Origin of the sequence: Methylobacterium sp., from assembly GCF_019750675.1 — a bacterium.
Taxonomy (GTDB): domain Bacteria; phylum Pseudomonadota; class Alphaproteobacteria; order Rhizobiales; family Beijerinckiaceae; genus Methylobacterium.
Map to the genome: position 1 here is coordinate 1 of NZ_JAIEOF010000062.1, position 15,278 is coordinate 15,278.

At 71.0% G+C, this 15,278-nt stretch carries 12 protein-coding genes; 7 read left to right on the top strand and 5 right to left on the bottom strand.

From position 1 onward, the window contains the following. Positions 1 to 135: 135 nt before the first annotated feature. Positions 136 to 552 carry a hypothetical protein gene (locus K2X24_RS03080; RefSeq protein WP_292494556.1) on the top strand — a complete coding sequence of 139 codons (417 nt, stop codon included), beginning with the start codon at positions 136 to 138 and terminating at the stop codon, positions 550 to 552. Here the strand turns inward: K2X24_RS03080 and K2X24_RS03085 are convergent. Genes K2X24_RS03085 through K2X24_RS03095 form a run of 3 tightly spaced genes read right to left on the bottom strand, consistent with a single transcriptional unit; the run spans position 509 to position 5,038 of the window. Beyond that, entirely contained in the window at positions 509 to 2,206 is a 1,698-nt protein-coding gene (locus tag K2X24_RS03085; protein ID WP_292494541.1) for an oligosaccharide flippase family protein, read from the bottom strand. The two genes, K2X24_RS03080 and K2X24_RS03085, sit on opposite strands and share 44 nt — an antisense overlap. After that, the gene (locus K2X24_RS03090; RefSeq protein ID WP_292494543.1) at positions 2,199 to 3,614 is read right to left on the bottom strand and encodes an O-antigen ligase family protein; all 1,416 of its coding nucleotides are present in this window, start codon (positions 3,612 to 3,614) and stop codon (positions 2,199 to 2,201) included. Before K2X24_RS03090 ends, K2X24_RS03085 begins: the two co-directional genes overlap by 8 nt. A 41-nt stretch (positions 3,615 to 3,655) precedes the next feature. Continuing rightward, positions 3,656 to 5,038 (bottom strand): glycosyltransferase family 4 protein, encoded by a 1,383-nt coding sequence (locus K2X24_RS03095; protein ID WP_292494545.1) that lies wholly within the window; start codon positions 5,036 to 5,038, stop codon positions 3,656 to 3,658. Positions 5,039 to 5,281: 243 nt separating this feature from the next. On the opposite strand from K2X24_RS03095, the gene K2X24_RS03100 reads away from it, so the two are divergent. From K2X24_RS03100 to K2X24_RS03125, 6 genes are all read left to right on the top strand, one after another. Beyond that, on the top strand, positions 5,282 to 6,295 hold the full coding sequence (locus K2X24_RS03100; protein ID WP_292494558.1) for a glycosyltransferase family 4 protein: 1,014 nt from the start codon (positions 5,282 to 5,284) through the stop codon (positions 6,293 to 6,295). 86 nt (positions 6,296 to 6,381) lie between these two features. Continuing rightward, on the top strand, positions 6,382 to 7,884 hold the full coding sequence (locus tag K2X24_RS03105) for a hypothetical protein (RefSeq protein ID WP_292494546.1): 1,503 nt from the start codon (positions 6,382 to 6,384) through the stop codon (positions 7,882 to 7,884). Then, positions 7,884 to 9,068, top strand: coding sequence for a glycosyltransferase family 4 protein (locus K2X24_RS03110; protein WP_292494548.1), 1,185 nt, complete (start codon positions 7,884 to 7,886; stop codon positions 9,066 to 9,068). Before K2X24_RS03105 ends, K2X24_RS03110 begins: the two co-directional genes overlap by 1 nt. A gap of 12 nt (positions 9,069 to 9,080) precedes the next feature. After that, positions 9,081 to 10,253, top strand: a complete 1,173-nt coding sequence (locus K2X24_RS03115; protein WP_292494550.1) for a glycosyltransferase — start codon at positions 9,081 to 9,083, stop codon at positions 10,251 to 10,253. Beyond that, positions 10,231 to 11,400, top strand: coding sequence for a glycosyltransferase (locus K2X24_RS03120; protein ID WP_292494551.1), 1,170 nt, complete (start codon positions 10,231 to 10,233; stop codon positions 11,398 to 11,400). Before K2X24_RS03115 ends, K2X24_RS03120 begins: the two co-directional genes overlap by 23 nt. Next, the gene (locus K2X24_RS03125; RefSeq protein WP_292494553.1) at positions 11,397 to 12,824 is read left to right on the top strand and encodes a right-handed parallel beta-helix repeat-containing protein; all 1,428 of its coding nucleotides are present in this window, start codon (positions 11,397 to 11,399) and stop codon (positions 12,822 to 12,824) included. Before K2X24_RS03120 ends, K2X24_RS03125 begins: the two co-directional genes overlap by 4 nt. A gap of 21 nt (positions 12,825 to 12,845) precedes the next feature. Here the strand turns inward: K2X24_RS03125 and K2X24_RS03130 are convergent, their stop codons facing one another. Together K2X24_RS03130 and K2X24_RS03135 are read right to left on the bottom strand one after the other, a co-directional pair. Continuing rightward, positions 12,846 to 14,180 carry a polysaccharide biosynthesis/export family protein gene (locus K2X24_RS03130; protein WP_292494554.1) on the bottom strand — a complete coding sequence of 445 codons (1,335 nt, stop codon included), beginning with the start codon at positions 14,178 to 14,180 and terminating at the stop codon, positions 12,846 to 12,848. A gap of 47 nt (positions 14,181 to 14,227) precedes the next feature. Further along, the gene (locus tag K2X24_RS03135) at positions 14,228 to 15,235 is read right to left on the bottom strand and encodes an SDR family NAD(P)-dependent oxidoreductase (RefSeq protein ID WP_292494560.1); all 1,008 of its coding nucleotides are present in this window, start codon (positions 15,233 to 15,235) and stop codon (positions 14,228 to 14,230) included. Between the last annotated feature and the right edge of the window lie 43 nt (positions 15,236 to 15,278).

Below are 15,278 nucleotides of genomic sequence, written 5' to 3' on the forward strand. Positions count from 1 at the left end.
ACCGCTACCGCGACGGAGGCGGTCTCGGCCCCGACGCCCGCCGAGACGGTCTCGGCTCCGACGCCCGCCGTGGCGCCTGTGTCGAGCCAGCCCGCGCCCGTCGCGACCAGCGGCGAGGACGTCACGGCAAGGAAGGTGGCCGGCACATCCGGTGACGACATGCTGTTCGGCGGCGCGTCCGCCGACCGGATCTCGGGTGGTTCGGGCAACGACGTTCTCCACGGGGGCGCCGGGCACGACATACTGAGGGGTGGTTCGGGCAACGACGTTCTCTTCGGTGAAGGGGGGAACGACGTGCTCCACGGAGGGCGCGGTGCCGACACGTTCGTGTTCGGGGCCGTGGCCGGACGGGACGTCGGGACGGCGACCGTGCGCGACTTCAAGCCGGGCCTCGATAAGCTCGCGCTCACGGACGGGATCACGCTCACGTCGTTCCACACGTTCGACAGCCATGGTTCCGGCGCGCACAACATGGCGCTCGACCTCAGCGATGGTCAGAGCATCCACGTCATGGGCGTGACCGAGGCCAGCCCGTGGGACTGGTTCGCCTGATCGGCGCTAGACCGGGGGCCGGGGCGCCAAGTCCCGGCGTCTGAGGGGCAGGATCGCCATGCGACCTGCCCGGCCATGGTCGTCGGTCGAGCAGCCACCGGACGAGGGCGAGCGCCCTCGTCCGGTCGGAGGCAGAGAGGAGGAGCCCCCAGGCTAGTCCGGCATAGGCGAGCGACAGGGCCGTGGCCGTCACGGCGAGTGCTGGCCATGTCCTGGGCGGCCAGGTCGTCGCGATCAGGAGCCCGGACAAGGACAGGCCGACGAGCATCGCTGCGCCGCCCGCGAGCGGACGAATGAAGACCCAGGGCGACAGGCCGAGTACGCGGGCGGCGCAGGTGGAGAGCACGGCCGTGTTGCGTAAGGTCCAGACGAACGCGCAGGCGCCCGCCACACCCGCGACGCCCCAGCCGCCCCAGCGGGCGGCACTCACCGCCATCACGACATAGGCGACACCGCACGCGACGGTCACCAGTCCCTGCAAGCGCATTTTGTCGTAGGCCGTGAAGATGTAGCCGACGGGGCGAAGCGCCAGATTGATCGTGAGGTGCCCGACGAGCAGCGCCAGCACGACGTGCATGCCGGCGAAATCCGGCCCGAGCCAGAGCGTGAGCAGGGGTTGGCCCAAACCGCAGATCAGGCCGGCCGGCAAGGCGAGCCCCAGCGCCAGGAGCCGCGCCGCATCGGTGACCAGGTCCCGGATGCCATCGGTGTTCCGGGCGGCGTAACGCGCCATGATGAGGGGCGCGAGCAGGGGCAGCACGATCTCCGCAACGGTGTGGACGAGGAGCGGAATGAGCAGGATGGCGCCGTAGCGCCCCGTCGCTTCCGGCCCGAACATGAGGTTGATGACGAGTAGGTCGGCGTGCATCAACATGAGAAGGCCGAGCATGTTGATGGCGGACCAACCCGTCATCCGGAAGAGCCGGCGCACGCAGGCGCGGTCGGCTGCCCCGGGGGCGAAGCGCAGGGTCGGCGTCAGGTGGCGCCAGACCGCGACGTCGATGGCGAGCCCGAGCGCCGCGGAGGCCATGAGCCCGGCTCCCACATGCCACAGGCTCGCGGGCCACAGGGCGAAGCAAACGGCAACGACCCCGATGCGCGCCGCCACCGAAGCCCCGCGCCCCAGGTTGCGCAGGTCGAAGCGGTGGGCGATGGCGCTGGAGGTGCTGAAGAGGCCCGTCAGCAGGCCCGCCAGCAGCGTGCAGGCGGTGCCCGCGAACAGGAACTGCGTCGCGCGGTCGAGGCCGGGCGGCACGGCCAGCGTGTAGGGAAGCAGGAGGGTGAAGGCGCCGAACGGAACCATCAGGAGGCCGCAGGCAAGGAGCGTCAGCAGCGAAGCGCTGGCGAAGGTCCGACGCGCCGCTTCCCCGTCACCCCGGTTCAAGTCGATGGCGAGGTAACGGAAATAGGCGGTGTAGAGGCTCTCCGAGACCACGATGGCGTACATCACCACCGAGTTCGCCAGCGGCACCATCCCGTAGGCGGCCACGCCGAGATGACGCACGAGGAACGGCACGTACCACAGCATGAGTCCCGTGTTCACGACGAAGTACGCCATGTTGGAGGCGACGTTCACGCCGAAGCGGTGCGTGGTGGCGCCGTCGTCCGGGCGCGGCAACTCGGACTGAGTGGATGCGGGCGCCGGCTCAGACACTGGACGTCTCCCCGCCGACCCGATGTTGTCGCGGCGCCTTCTGGACTCCGCCCCTGGCAGCCGTGAGGTGCGCCGGGATGAGCATCAGCGCGAGCAGCAGGATCAGGGTCGGGTGGTGCTTCATCCCCCCCGCCTTGAACCAGGATACGACGAACCCCACCGTGACCCCGATCACGACCGGATAGTAGCCGGGGGGGGCGCCGAGGGCGAGCCAGCGGCGCCGGGCCGTCGCGAAGATCCAGACGGCGCTGGCCAGCATGAGGACGTAGAGCACGAGGCCGAACAGGCCGGTGTCGACGGCGATCTCCAGGAACGGCTGGTGGCTCGGCAGGTCGATGCGATGATTGAAGGTTCCGGTCGCGGCGGCCATGTAGGCGTGGAGAGCGAAGGGACCGTTCCCGACCCCTCCGCCGGTCCATGGGTGATCGCGGATGAAGTCGAGGCTCGCCGCCCACAGCGGTGCCCGCCCGCCCAATTCGCTCCCCTCCTCTTCCCCGACGCGGTGCAGGACCACGCCCAGGACGAAGGGCGCCACCAACAGCAGGGCGACCAGGACACCGAGCCCGGCGATGCCCCAGGGGCGCACCGGGCGCGAGAACAGGAACAGGAACAGGACGATGAGAAGGGAGAGCGCGCTGCCGCGCGATCCGCTCAGCGCGACGAAGGCGAGGGTGAGCAGGAGGTAGACGACGCTGAGGGCCATCAGCACCGCACGCCTGCCGCCGCTGGCGCGCATGACGGGCCACATGGCCCCCGGAAGTCCTATGATGAGCAGGATTCCATACATGTTCTCGTTGATCCCCAGCACCTGAAGCCGGGTCGTGAAGTCGTAGCTGGTCAGCGTGACCGTGAAGAGGCCGGCGAGGATCAGCAGCCACCCGGCCAGCCCGAGGGTGAGCATCAGGGCATCGATGCCCTCGAGCGACCGGGTCCGCTGGAGCAGGAGAAAGAGGAGCAGGAAGGACATGACCCAGGCGATGAGGGCGCGCCGGCCCTCGACGATGTCGGGCGCCCACAGGAGCGAGATACAGGCCCACAGGATGCAGAGCCCGAGGAGCAGCAGCGTGCCGTTCCACGCCATCGGATCCCGCCGCAGCCCGTCCGCGAGAAGCCACGAAGCCAGTGCCGCCAGGCATGCTCCGTTGGTGGCCAGGGTGTGGAACGGTTCGACCTGGAGCGCGGGCGGCATCACCAGCAGGACGAACCAGCCGTGGAGCGAGAGGCTCGGACGGACGATCAGGAAGAGGCCTGCCGTCCCGGCCGCCGCACCCGCGATCAAGAGCAGCGACAGGCCCGGGATCGAGGCTGCGAAAAGCACCAGGGCAGCCGCGAGGACGGGTGCGGCGAGGAACGCCAGAGCGATCAGGACAGACGCGCGACTCGGTCTTAGGGCGTGTGAGATGGCCATGCGGGCTCCGTGCGGGCTCGAACCGATGTCGTGACCGGGCTTCAGCGTACTTCGTCGAGGGATCGCGCCGCTCCGGTCGGGGGCGTGTCCGCGTCACCTGCCGCCGCTCCCGCGACGGGGCGCCCCTGCGGGCGGCCAGGGCCGGTGGCCAGGGCGCCCAGCGCCGCGCAAACCATGTCGCTGCCGTGCCAGCGGCGCACATAGGCGAGGCCGGTCTCGCCGAGGCTGCGGTTCAGCCGCACGTCGACCGCAAGGCGGAGCACGTCCTCGCGCAGGACCGTCATGGAACCGCTGACCCGTCCGAGCCCGCGTTCCCGGATCACGCCCCCGGGATCCACGCCGAGCGAGACCACCGGCACGCCCATCGACCAGGCCTCCAGCATCGTGTTCGGGAAGCCCTCCCTGTCGGAGGTGTTGACCAGGACGCGGCTGCGCGCGAGGCAGTCCATGACGTCCTCGCTGCGCAGGGCGCCGAGCCATTCGAGGTTGGCCAGCGTGGCCATACCCTCCTCCAGGGGGATGCGCGTCCGCGCGTCCACCGTCGGGTCGAACCCGCCCACCACCGCGAAGCGCATCCCCGGCAACGACCGGGCCAGGTTCAGGAACAGGTCCAGCCGCTTCTCGTGGCGGATCTTGGCCACCCACACAACGTCGATGGTGGCCGCTGCGAAGGGGCGCGGCGCCTCGCGTACCCTGCGCACGAGGTTCGGTACCCACGTCAGGCGGCCCGCCGCGCCCGGGCCGGCCAGGGCGGCCTGATGCCGGTGCTGGACGGCGATGACGTGCGCGCTGCCCAAGCCGAGGCCGAACAAGGGCGCGTGGAACCACTGGCGGTGGTCGTAGGCCGTCCGGGCATCGGCGTGCGAATCGTGGGCCAGCGCGTAGACGAAGCGCGCACCCGGGTGCAGCCGAGCGTACAGACCCATCAGCCACAGGAAGTCGTCGGGCAGGCGCGCGTAGAGCCTGTCGGGCCGGAGACGGCCGAGGGTGCGCCAGAAGCGGGCGAGGCTCGCCGGGCGACGCCAGGCCGGGGCCGCGTCTATGCAGGTGACGCCGGCCACGATCCGGTCGGGCGCGGGCTTCGAACCCTCGCCGTAGATCAGCGTGACCGCGTGGCCACGCTCCGAGAGCGCGCGTGCCAAGTGGGCCACTTGCGCTTCCGCACCACCTGCGGAACGCGAGTCGCCGAGGAGCGTGTCGAGCGAGCGGAGGCCCGGTGAGAAGAAGCACCAGCGCCGGTGTGCCCCTTCCGCTTCCGTCACGGATGGCGGGGAAGCGACCGTGGCCTGAGGCATGCCGGAGGCCGCGTCGCGGGCGGTACCGTGGGCCGAAACCGCTTCGTGCGTCGGGTGCTGAGTCCGTCCCGGATCGAAGGCTTCGGGAAGGCGGCGGGCGTGCGCCCGGTCATGGGAGGTGCTCGGCATCGGCGCTCCTCATCGCCCGAATCCCCAGGCTCAGTTGAGGTCCCGAGATCGGGCTTGGCGGTCTCGCACAGGAGCCTGCTTAGTCGGCAGGTCGGCTGTTGAAGTGATGGGCGTCAGTTTCCAGGCTCGGCACCTCCGCCAATTTGGCCCCGGCGCCGAGGCGACAGAGCCGGCATGCGTGCCGACCATCGCGGCGCCGATGCCCATCTCCGACGTCGCCATCGAACGAAAGACGGTGTGCCGATGGCCCAGGCCTTCTCGACCTATCCCTGGCGCAACGCGACCTGGCGCGAACGCGTCGACGTCGTCCGCCTGCCACCGTCCTCCATGAGGCGGTTCATGGCCGTCCTTCGGGCGGCGCGGACCCACGGCATCCTGATCCTGAACGGATTCTCCCGGGCGGACCTCCTGGCGGCGGTCCTCGTAGCGCGCCTGCATCGCCCGCCTCAGGTCGTCATCCTCGACCCGACCTGGGGGCGCGGGGAGAACTGGGCCGACCGGGCGGCCTGTCGAAGCGTCCTCGCGCTGTTCGACGGCGACCACGTCCATTACGGCGTCCTGACGGAGTTCGAGGTCGGGACGTTCCCCCGCACCTGGGGGGTGGACCCCGCGCGCGTGCACAAGGTGCTGTGGTCCTGCACGCTGAGCGACGACGAGCTGGTCGCCGCCCGCAGCACCGGCGGCGGCGTCTTCGCCGGGGGCAACTCGCTGCGCGACTGGGACCTGATGCTGCGGGCCTCGGCGTTGATCGCCACGCCCGTGACCATCGCGGCGCCGAACCTCACCGCGGAGCAACTGCGGTCCGCCTCCGGCAACGTGACGGCCGGCCCGGTCAGCCCCGCGCGATACGACGCCTTGTTGCGCGGCGCGGACGTCGTGGTCGTACCCATGCAGTCGCGTGACGACCGCGCCTCGGGTCAGGGCACGATGCTGGCGGCCATGGCTCTCGGCAAGCCGCTGGTCGTCAACGATGCGCCGGGTGTGCGCGACTACGTGCGCGATGGCGAGACCGGAATCGTCGTCCCGCGGGATGACCCCGCCACGCTCGCCGCCGCTCTGCGCGGGCTCCTGAGCGACGAAGAGCTGCGTGCCCGTCTCGGCGCCGCGGCCGAGCGCGAGGTGCGCCAGCGCTTTCTGCTGCCGCACTACGTCGAGCGGGTTCTCAAACTGATGGACTCGTTGCCGGTCCACCGAACCGCAGCGCTGCCACCCCTGGACCGCGTCCGGACGCGGGCGCTCGCCCGACCGAAAGACTGACACGGTTATTGACGGGCGTCAGATCCCCGCCCCGATGCCCGGCCCAATCTCGTTGCGGTGCTTCCCCTTTCGAGCCGTCGACTTCCATGATGAACTGGCGTCATCCCGTCCTGACCGTCTACGACCGCGTCGTCGCACGCTCGCCCATTCCGGGTTACCGCCGAAGTCTGAGCCTCTTCCACGAACTGCCGCTTCAGCAGAGGCGGGACATCCAGATCACCCGCCTGGCGCGTCTGTTGCGCCACGCCGCGCAGCACGTGCCGTGGTACCGGGACGAACTCGTTCAGCTCGGGGTGGTGCGCGGCGACGTGCTGGACCTGGAGCGGTTCTCGACCATTCGGCCGCTGACGCGGGACGTTCTGCGGGAGCACTTCGATAGCCTGACCAGCGACGACCTGGCCTCGCGCCGTTGGTACCGGAACTGTTCGGGCGGCAGCACGGGCGAGCCGGTCGCCGTGCTGCAGGACCGGGATTACGAGGCGGCAGGGCTGGCCGCCATCGAGATGCACCAGGGCTGGGCGGGCCGTCAGCCCGGCGAACCGATGGTCAGGCTGTGGGCGTCCGAGCGCGACATCCTTCTCGGGTCGCAGGGTTGGCGTAATCAGGTCAGTGCCTTCGCCCGCAACCAGGTCCTCCTCAATGCCTTCCGCATGAACACGGACGCCATGGAGCGCTACGTGGACCAGATCCGGCGCCGACGTCCCGTTCTGGTGGAGGCTTTCGCCGAGAGTGCGTACGAGATCGCGCGCCACCTCAACGAGACGGGGCGGCGCCTGGAGGGTGTGCGCGGCGTGGTCACCAGCGCGAGCACGCTCTACCCGTTCATCCGCACGGAGGTCGAGCAGGCCTTCGGGTGCCCGATCTACAACCGCTACGGTTCGCGCGAGGTGGGCAGCTTCGCGGGCGAGCGCACGCCCGGGGGCGGGCTGGAAGTGTTCGCGGCCACGCACTGGGTGGAGGTGGTGCGCCCCGATGGGCAGCCCTGCGCACCCGGCGAGGAGGGCGACGTGCTGGTCACCTGCCTGACCAATCTCGCCATGCCGCTGATCCGCTACCGGATCGGCGATCGGGCTACGGTCGGCGAGGCGGTCGCGACCCCGACGCCCTCGGTGGAGGTGCTCCAGACGGTGACGGGCCGCGCGAACGACGCTTTCGTACGCCCGGACGGGACCACGGTGCCCGGCATCTTCTTCATGTACTTCATCGGGGTGTTCTACAGCCGCGACTGGATCCGGATGTTCCAGGTCGTTCAGCGCGGCTACGACGACGTGGTGATCCGTATCGTCCCGGCCGCCGATCCGCCGGCCAACGCCCTGCAGGAGATCGGGGACACCCTGCGCCGGGTGGTCGGGCAATCCTGCCGCGTCGATTTCGAGTTCACCGACACCATCGAGAAGCTGTCCTCGGGCAAGCACCGGTACCTGGTCCCCTTCGCGGCGCCTCCGCCGCGGGGGACCTCGCCCTGGCCCGCGGGGCTGGACGACGCGACCGTGCCCGAAGCGCTGGTCGCCGGCGACGTACCGTTGGTCGCCATGGGCCCGCTGGCCAAGGCGGCTGCGGCGACCCTGGCACCGCGGGCGGATGCCTGATGGTCCAGGTACCGGCCCAGACCGCCCCGAGCCGCTCCAAGGCCCCGATGATCGGGCGGCAGCGCCATGCTTCGGGCCTCGTCCGTGCGCCCGAACCCATCGCGGTGATGGTGGGGCAATTGTCCCAGGGTGGCAGCGAGCGCCAGCTCTACTCGTTCCTGGCGCACCGCGACCCCGCGCGCTGGTCCCCCGTTCTCTACGTATCGGGCGCGCTCGGCTTCTGGGAGGGACCCGTGCGCGCGCTCGGCATCCCCATCGTGCTGCTCGGCGGACATCCCGCGGCCAAGATGGTGCGGTTCCGCGTCGCCTGCCGGGAGCATCACCCGGCCTGCTTCTTCTCGTGGTCGTCCTACACCAACCCCTACGGGTTGGCGCTGGCGGGGATGGGGGTGCGCCGGATCGGCTCGTTCCGCAACGCCGGGTTCGCCGACCTGCCGCAGCGTTTCCGCGGTCTCTGGTCCCGGGCGAGCACGGCGGGGCTGTCCGTCGCGGTCTGCAATTCGCGCGAGACCCGTGAGACGCTCCTGGCCTGCGGCTCCGCCTCCCAGCAGGTGGTCTACGTCCCGAACGGCGTCGAGGCCCCCTCCATCGGGCAATCGGCGGCCTGGCGCCGGGAATGGCGGGCGCGATTGGGAATCGGCAGGAGCGAGGTCCTGGTCGCCGGCGTGGGGCGCCTCGCGCCGCAGAAGAACTTCGCGCGGTTCCTGGACGTGATCGCCCTGGTCGGGGCACGCGCACCTGTCCGGGCGGTCATTGCCGGTGAGGACATGGGCTGCCGCCCGGCCCTGGAGGCCCGGGCCGCCCGGCTCGGGGTCGCGGTGACGTTCGCGGGGCGCGTGCCCGACGCCCGAGAACTGATCTGTGCGGCCGACGTGTTCCTGCTCACCTCGGACCACGAGGGCATGCCGAACGTGTTGCTGGAGGCCATGTCCGCCGGGGTGCCCTGCGTCACCACCCGCGTGAACGCCGTCGGCGACATGGTGCGCCAGGGCGAGACCGGCCTCGTCGCTGGCCACGAGACCGGCGCGCTGGCGGATCACGTTGCCCGCCTCGTCGCCGATGAGGCGCTGCGGCGGCGCATCGGGGCGAACGCGCGCGAGGCGGTTCTGCGCGGCCACGATCCGGCCGGGGTCGCCGCTCGACTCTGGGAATTGTGCGAGCCGCCCCCGTCCGGGCAGGCCTGAGGAGTGGCGATCATGCGGCTGGCGGTCTTCGTGGACCAAGTGTTCTGGCGGGACGGACACGACCTCTCGACGGACGAATCCTACGTCCTGTTCCTCCAGAGCCTCGCTGGCGAGGTCAGCGGGATGACCCTCATCGGGCGCCTCGCGCCCGAGCCCCGGCGGGCACCCTACCCTGTCGATTCGGACACGTTCTCGCTGCTCCCCCTGCCCTACTATCCGGACCTGCACCGGCTGTGGCGCGCGGACCCGCGCATCTACGGACGCGTGAGGCGCGAGGTCCGGGCGCAGGCCCGCAACTGGGATGCGCTCCTGGTGAGCGGCCCGCATCCGCTCGGGCAGATGATCGCCCGCGAGTGCATCGCGCTGGGCGTGCCCGTCGTCCTGGTGGTGCGCCAGAACCTCGTCCAGCAGATGGCGGCGCATCGGGGTTTGAAGCGCTGGGCCGCCCTTGCCGCCGCCGCTTTGCTGGAATGGGACTTCCGGCGGTTGGCGCGCGGGCGGACCGTGCTCGCGGTCGGCATGGAGATGGCGGACGCGTACAGGCGCGACGCCCGGCATGTCACCAATCACTTCGCCTGCCTGGTCGACCAGTCCCGGTTCGAGATGTTCTCCAAGATGACCACGGGCGGCGACCCGACCCGGCTCATCTGCGTCAGCCGCCTCTCGCCGGAGAAGGGGCACGCCCATCTGCTCTCGGCACTGGCGCGGCTGACGGCTCGCGGCGTCGAGTACCACCTCGATATCGTCGGGACCGGGCTGACGGAACCGATGCTTCGGGCACAGGCCGAGCGGCTCGGCCTCGGATCGCGGGTCACGTTCCACGGCTACGTTCCCTACGGGCCGGCGCTGTTCGACCTCTACCGCCGGGCCGGTGCCCTGGTGCTGCCGTCCATCACCGAGGGCTTCCCACAGGTGATCAACGAAGCCCTCTCGCTTGGCCTGCCCGTCGTCGCGACGCGGGTCGGTGGCATCCCGTCCTTCCTCAGCCACGAGGTCACGGCCCTATTGATACCGCCGCGCGACATTCCCGCGCTGGCCGACGCGGTCCAGAGCATCGTCTCCGACGAAGCGCTGCGACACCGGCTCAGCCGGAACGGGCGCGCGCTGATGGGCGACAACACCCTCGAGGCCAACCGCGCCCGCGTCCTGGAGGCCCTCCACGATGAGATCCGTCCGCGCCCCTGAGCCGGCGTCCGGTCCGGGGCCCTCCGTCCCGGGACCACGCTCGGCGCTCATCGATCGTCCGTCGCCATCTCCGCCGGCACAGCCGCCCGTGAGCGTCATCGTGCCTCTCCGCGACGAGGCGTCCGGGCTGGACGCCCTGGTCGCGGACCTGTTGTCCCAGGATTATCCCGGTCTCGCCGAGATCCTGTTCGTCGACGGTGGCTCCCGCGACGGCACGCGCGAGAGGCTCGACGCCCTGGTCGCCCGCGATGCCCGGGTCCGGGTCGTCCACAACGAGCGGTGCGGTACGGCGGCCGGCATCAATCTCGCCATGAGCCTGGCCACGGGCGAGGTGGTGATGCGCCTCGATGCGCATGCGCGCTACCGCGCAGACGTCGTCCGGGTCTGCGTGGAGGCGCTCCTGCGCACCGGCGCAGGGGGCGTCGGCTCCATCGCCCGTCCGCGCGCCGCCGTGCGGATGCCGGTCGCGAGGGCCATCGTGGCGGCGCATCTCAGTCCGTTCGGCGTCGGGGTCGCCAAGTTTCGCCGCGCGGGCGCGGAGGGCTGGGCCGCAACCGCCTGGAACGGCTGCTACTGGCGCCACGTCGTCGACCAGGTCGGGCCCATGCGCGAGGATCTGCCGCGCAACGAGGACAACGACTTCAACGCGCGGGTCCGCGCGCTGGGATACGGCGTCTGGGTGACCTCGGCGGCGCACGCATACTATCGCCCCCGCGAGACGCTCGGCGGCCTGTGGCGCCAGTATCGGGGCAACGGACAGGGCGTCGCCCTGACCCTGTTCGAGAACCCGGCGGCCGTGGGTCCGCACCACCTCGCGCCGCTGATCCTGGTGAGCATCCTGGCGACGCTCGCCGCCCTTGCGCCCATCTGGTCGCCCGCGGCCTGGGCACTCGCGGCACTCCTGGCCGCCTACGGCGCCCTGCTCCTCGTGGCGACGGCGCTCGCCGCCTGGCGTCAGGACGCGGTCGAGGCAGGCGAGAGCGCGTCGCGGCTCCCCCTCCTGGCGCTGCCGGCAGCGCTCGCCACCCTGCACCTCGCCTACGGCTTCGGCACCCTGGAGGGGCTGCTGGGCCGGGCCCTCGCCCGGGCGCGGCGGCTCCGGCCACGGCGAGGCGCCACGCCCGCCCGCGTGGAGGAGAGCCGATGACCACCCGCCGCAGCTTTCTCCTCGGCACCGGCGGACTCCTGCTCGCAGGGGCGGTCGCCGCACGCCATCGCCCCGTCGCCAACGCGAAGGCGCTCCATGTCGCCCCGTACGGCAAGGACGGGGACGGGCCCGGCCACGGCACGCTGAAGCGCCCGTTCGCCACACTGCATCACGCCTATGCCAGGGCGGGTGCGGGCGATACCATCGTGCTCCGGGGCGGCGTGTACGGCTTCGGCGGACGGTCATCCGGCTGGCTGCTGGCCGGCGGCGGGGGGAGGCCTGGCCGGCCGCTGCGCATCGAGGCGTTTCCGGGCGAGACGCCCGTCCTCGATGGAAGCGACCTGCGCCCGCCCGACGGGCCCTATGAGGCTTGGCCCTCGCGCGGCACGGCCGGCGGATTTCCGCTCGTCTTCTGGGACACGCCCTACGTGGAGGTGACGGGCCTCACGGTGCGCAACGGTCCGTTGGGCGGCTGCCACGTCAACGGTTCCCATCCCGGCTTCAGAATCGAACGATGCCGCTTCCACGACAACGGCTGGCTCAACGACGAGCACGGCGTCGGGCTGGGCCTCTACGGCACCGGCGACGGCAACGTGGTGCGGAACTGCGATGCGTTCGGCAACCACGGTGGCGGCGCTGACGCCACGGGCAGCAACGCCGACGGGTTTCAGATCTCGCTCGCCGACAGCACCGGGACGGTCGTCGCGGGCAACCGGGCCTGGCGCAACAGCGACGACGGGTTCGACTTCTTCAGTACGCTGCGGGACGAGGATACCCGCGGGGTGACGGGCTACCTCGTGGATGGGAATTGGTCCTTCGAGAACGGGCATCGCGCCGATGGGGCGATGGCCCCGAAGGGCGACGGCAACGGGTTCAAGCTCGGGGGCCGCCGGCGCGGGGCGCATTCCCGCCACGGCGGACACACGATCATCCGGAACCTGTCCTGGGCCAACAAGTCCAACGGCTTCGACGACAACGGCTCGGCGGGCGGCATCGAGCCGCTGCAGGTCTGGAACAACGTTTCCCTGAACGACGCACGCAACGTCGATCCGGCGATGGGCGATCCGGGCTACGCCTTCGTGTTCGTGAGCCACCCCGACACGGTGTTGGGCAACAACATCGCCTTCGCCACGGAGGGCCGCAACGAGGTTATGGTTCGCCGGGCGGTCGAGCGCTGCAACCTGCGCAACGGCCGGCCCTGGAACCTCTTCGAGCCCCGGCTCGTGCTGACCGCCGCCGACTTCGCATCGCTGGATGACACCGTGGCACGCGGCCCGCGCGAGCCCGATGGGGCGCTGCCCGTCTCGGGGTTCCTGCGCCCGACCCGGGCCAGCTGCCTGATCGGGCGCGGAACGCGGCTCGGTCTTCCGGCGGAGCTGATGCCGTCGGGGATGCCCGACCTGGGTGCTTATCCGGCCGGCTGACCCGTGCCGGACACCCGGCGATCAGCGTGATGCCAGGGTACCGAGGAGTTCGCCGCGGTAGACCACCTCCACCGCGTCCCCGGGCTCGAGTTCGAAATCGTCGTGTGCCGGCACGCGGTCGAACGCCGCACCGCTGCGCCGAACCACGATCAGTTCGGGCCGTGGACCGAGGGCGGCCGCCTGCAGGGATTGCGCCCGCCCGACGAGCGCGAGCTTGCGTGCGGACGCCTCCAGGCGGCCTCGCAGGTCGGCGACTTGAGCCTGCCCCTCCCTGACCTCTCGCAGCAAGAGGAGTTCGCGCTGGGTATCGATGCGGTCGCGCCGCCAGGCCATCTCATCACGCCGTCGCTTCGCCTCGCTCAGGTTGGCCGCGGTCTGGAGTCGCCGCGTCGAGGAGAGCAGGACGGCGCGTCGGGCATCCGCCACGCGCTGGCTGGTGAGATTTCCGTTTCCGAACAAGTTGTTCGTGCGGGTGAGCTCCTCGATATCCGCCTTCAGCCCGCGCTCCTCCTGCACCTCCTGCTCGGTGAGGGTGGCGATCTGCTCGGCCGTTTGCCGGATGGCATTGACCAGGTATTCCCGCTCCGCGCGCGTCTCGGCCTGGGCCACCTGCAGCGACCGGGTCTCGGTTCGCACGAGGTCCGCCACCAGTTCGGGGGCGACCGGGACGGCGTCGATCGGTTTCGTCTTGAACGTCTCAGCCCCCTCCATCTCCGCCGCGAGCCGCCAGAGGTGGACGTGCTCCTTGACGAGATTGATCTGGACCGTGCGGTATACCTGCTCGGCCTCGACCCCTTCCGAGATGGTGCCGGCGCGCCCGCGCATCGTGCTCGGGCCCCCCGCCATGGCGAGGACTTGGCGCACCGTCATCATCGGGCGGTAGGCGTATTGGCCCGGGGTCAGGACGTCCCCGCCCACCGTGATGGGCCTGTATTCCGCCATCGTGACGGTGACGTCGCCGGGTTGGAGCAGAGGCAGGCGGTCGCCGGCCTGCGCGCGCTGGCGGCGGAGCAGGCGGGAGGCCAGCACCGCCTCGACCTTGGCCATGACCTCGCCCGTGGTGTCGCCCGCGACCTGGAGCGTGCCGATGGCCGGCAGATTGATGGTGCCGTCGATCTCCAGCGTCGCGCGCGCCCGCAAGTCGGGTTGGCCCGCCACCGCAACCTCGATCGCGTCGCCAGGCTGCAGGCGATACGCATGAAGGACCCGGGGGCCGGCGGGCTGCGCGGTGGGGGCAGGCTGCGCGGTGGGGGCAGGCTGCGCCTTGATGGCGGGTTGCGCCTTGGGCACGGGCTGGGGCTCGGTCCGGGCGCCTTGGGGAGCGAGCAGCGCCGCCAGCGCGATGAAGGTCCCCACGCAGGCTCGCTGCCGCTGCAGCATCGGTCGGGAGTGAGGAATCCGGCTCACGTCATGTAATCCATCTGGGCCCGGACCCGCCCGGCCGACAGGCGTTCCCGCCACCATGCGATGGTTTGCTCCAGCCCGTCGCGCAGGCTCGTCCGGGCGCGCCATCCCGATGCCGCCTCGAAGCGGGCGCTGTCGGCGAGCAGCGCCCGGACCTCTGAATTGGTGGGCCGCATGCGCCGGGTGTCCTGCACCACGGGCTTGTCGCACCCGGTCAGATCGAGGACGAGGCGGATCAGGTCACCGATGGACGTCCGCCGCTGGCTTCCGGCATTGTAGGCGCACCCGTACGCGAGGTCGGGGGCCGACCCGGCCGCCAGGAACGCCGCCGCCGTATCGGCCACGAAGGTGAGGTCGCGCACGGGCGAGGTGTCCCCGACCGTGACGGCCTCGCAGGCGGGGTCCAGCGCCTGCCGGATCACGGTCGGGATGATGGCGCGCTCGCTCTGGCGGGGACCGTAGGTGTTGAACGGGCGCAGCGTCACCACGGGCGTGCCGAAGGAGCGGGCGAAGGCCTCCGCCATCATGTCGGCGCCGATCTTCGAGGCCGAGTAGGGCGACTGGCCCTGGAGGGGATGGTCCTCCCGGATCGGCATGGTCAGCGCCGTGCCGTAGACCTCGCTCGTGGAGGTGTGGACGACCCGCCTGGTTCCGTGCTGGCGCGCCGCCTCCAGCACGTTCAGCGTGCCCGTGACATTGGTGTCCACGTAGGCCTGGGGCGCGGCATAGGAGTGCGGTATGGCGATGAGTGCCGCCAGATGGAAGATGACGTCGTGCCCCGGCACCAACCGTCCGACGAAGGCGGCGTCGCGAACGTCGCCGCGCACGAGGTCGAGCCGGGCGCGCACCTCGGGGGCCACGTCGTCCAGCCAGCCGTGGCTGTCGAACGAGTTGTAGAGGGCCAGCGCCGTCACCCGTGCGCCGCGGCGCGCGAGGGCTTCCGCCAGGTGCGAGCCGATGAACCCGTCCGCTCCGGTCACCAGGACCCTGGCGTCGGCGTAATCCATGATGGTCTCCTGCAAGCTGTCGCGGTCCAAGACCGACTGTCCA

Excerpts from the sequence above, each read along its gene's own strand:
- K2X24_RS03125 (WP_292494553.1), top strand. The coding sequence starts at position 11,397 with ATGACCACCCGCCGCAGCTTTCTCCTCGGCACCGGCGGACTCCTGCTC.
- K2X24_RS03090 (WP_292494543.1), bottom strand. The coding sequence starts at position 3,614 with ATGGCCATCTCACACGCCCTAAGACCGAGTCGCGCGTCTGTCCTGATC.
- K2X24_RS03105 (WP_292494546.1), top strand. The coding sequence starts at position 6,382 with ATGATGAACTGGCGTCATCCCGTCCTGACCGTCTACGACCGCGTCGTC.
- K2X24_RS03115 (WP_292494550.1), top strand. The coding sequence starts at position 9,081 with ATGCGGCTGGCGGTCTTCGTGGACCAAGTGTTCTGGCGGGACGGACAC.
- K2X24_RS03095 (WP_292494545.1), bottom strand. The coding sequence starts at position 5,038 with ATGCCGAGCACCTCCCATGACCGGGCGCACGCCCGCCGCCTTCCCGAA.
- K2X24_RS03120 (WP_292494551.1), top strand. The coding sequence starts at position 10,231 with ATGAGATCCGTCCGCGCCCCTGAGCCGGCGTCCGGTCCGGGGCCCTCC.
- K2X24_RS03135 (WP_292494560.1), bottom strand. The coding sequence starts at position 15,235 with ATGGATTACGCCGACGCCAGGGTCCTGGTGACCGGAGCGGACGGGTTC.
- K2X24_RS03100 (WP_292494558.1), top strand. The coding sequence starts at position 5,282 with ATGGCCCAGGCCTTCTCGACCTATCCCTGGCGCAACGCGACCTGGCGC.
- K2X24_RS03110 (WP_292494548.1), top strand. The coding sequence starts at position 7,884 with ATGGTCCAGGTACCGGCCCAGACCGCCCCGAGCCGCTCCAAGGCCCCG.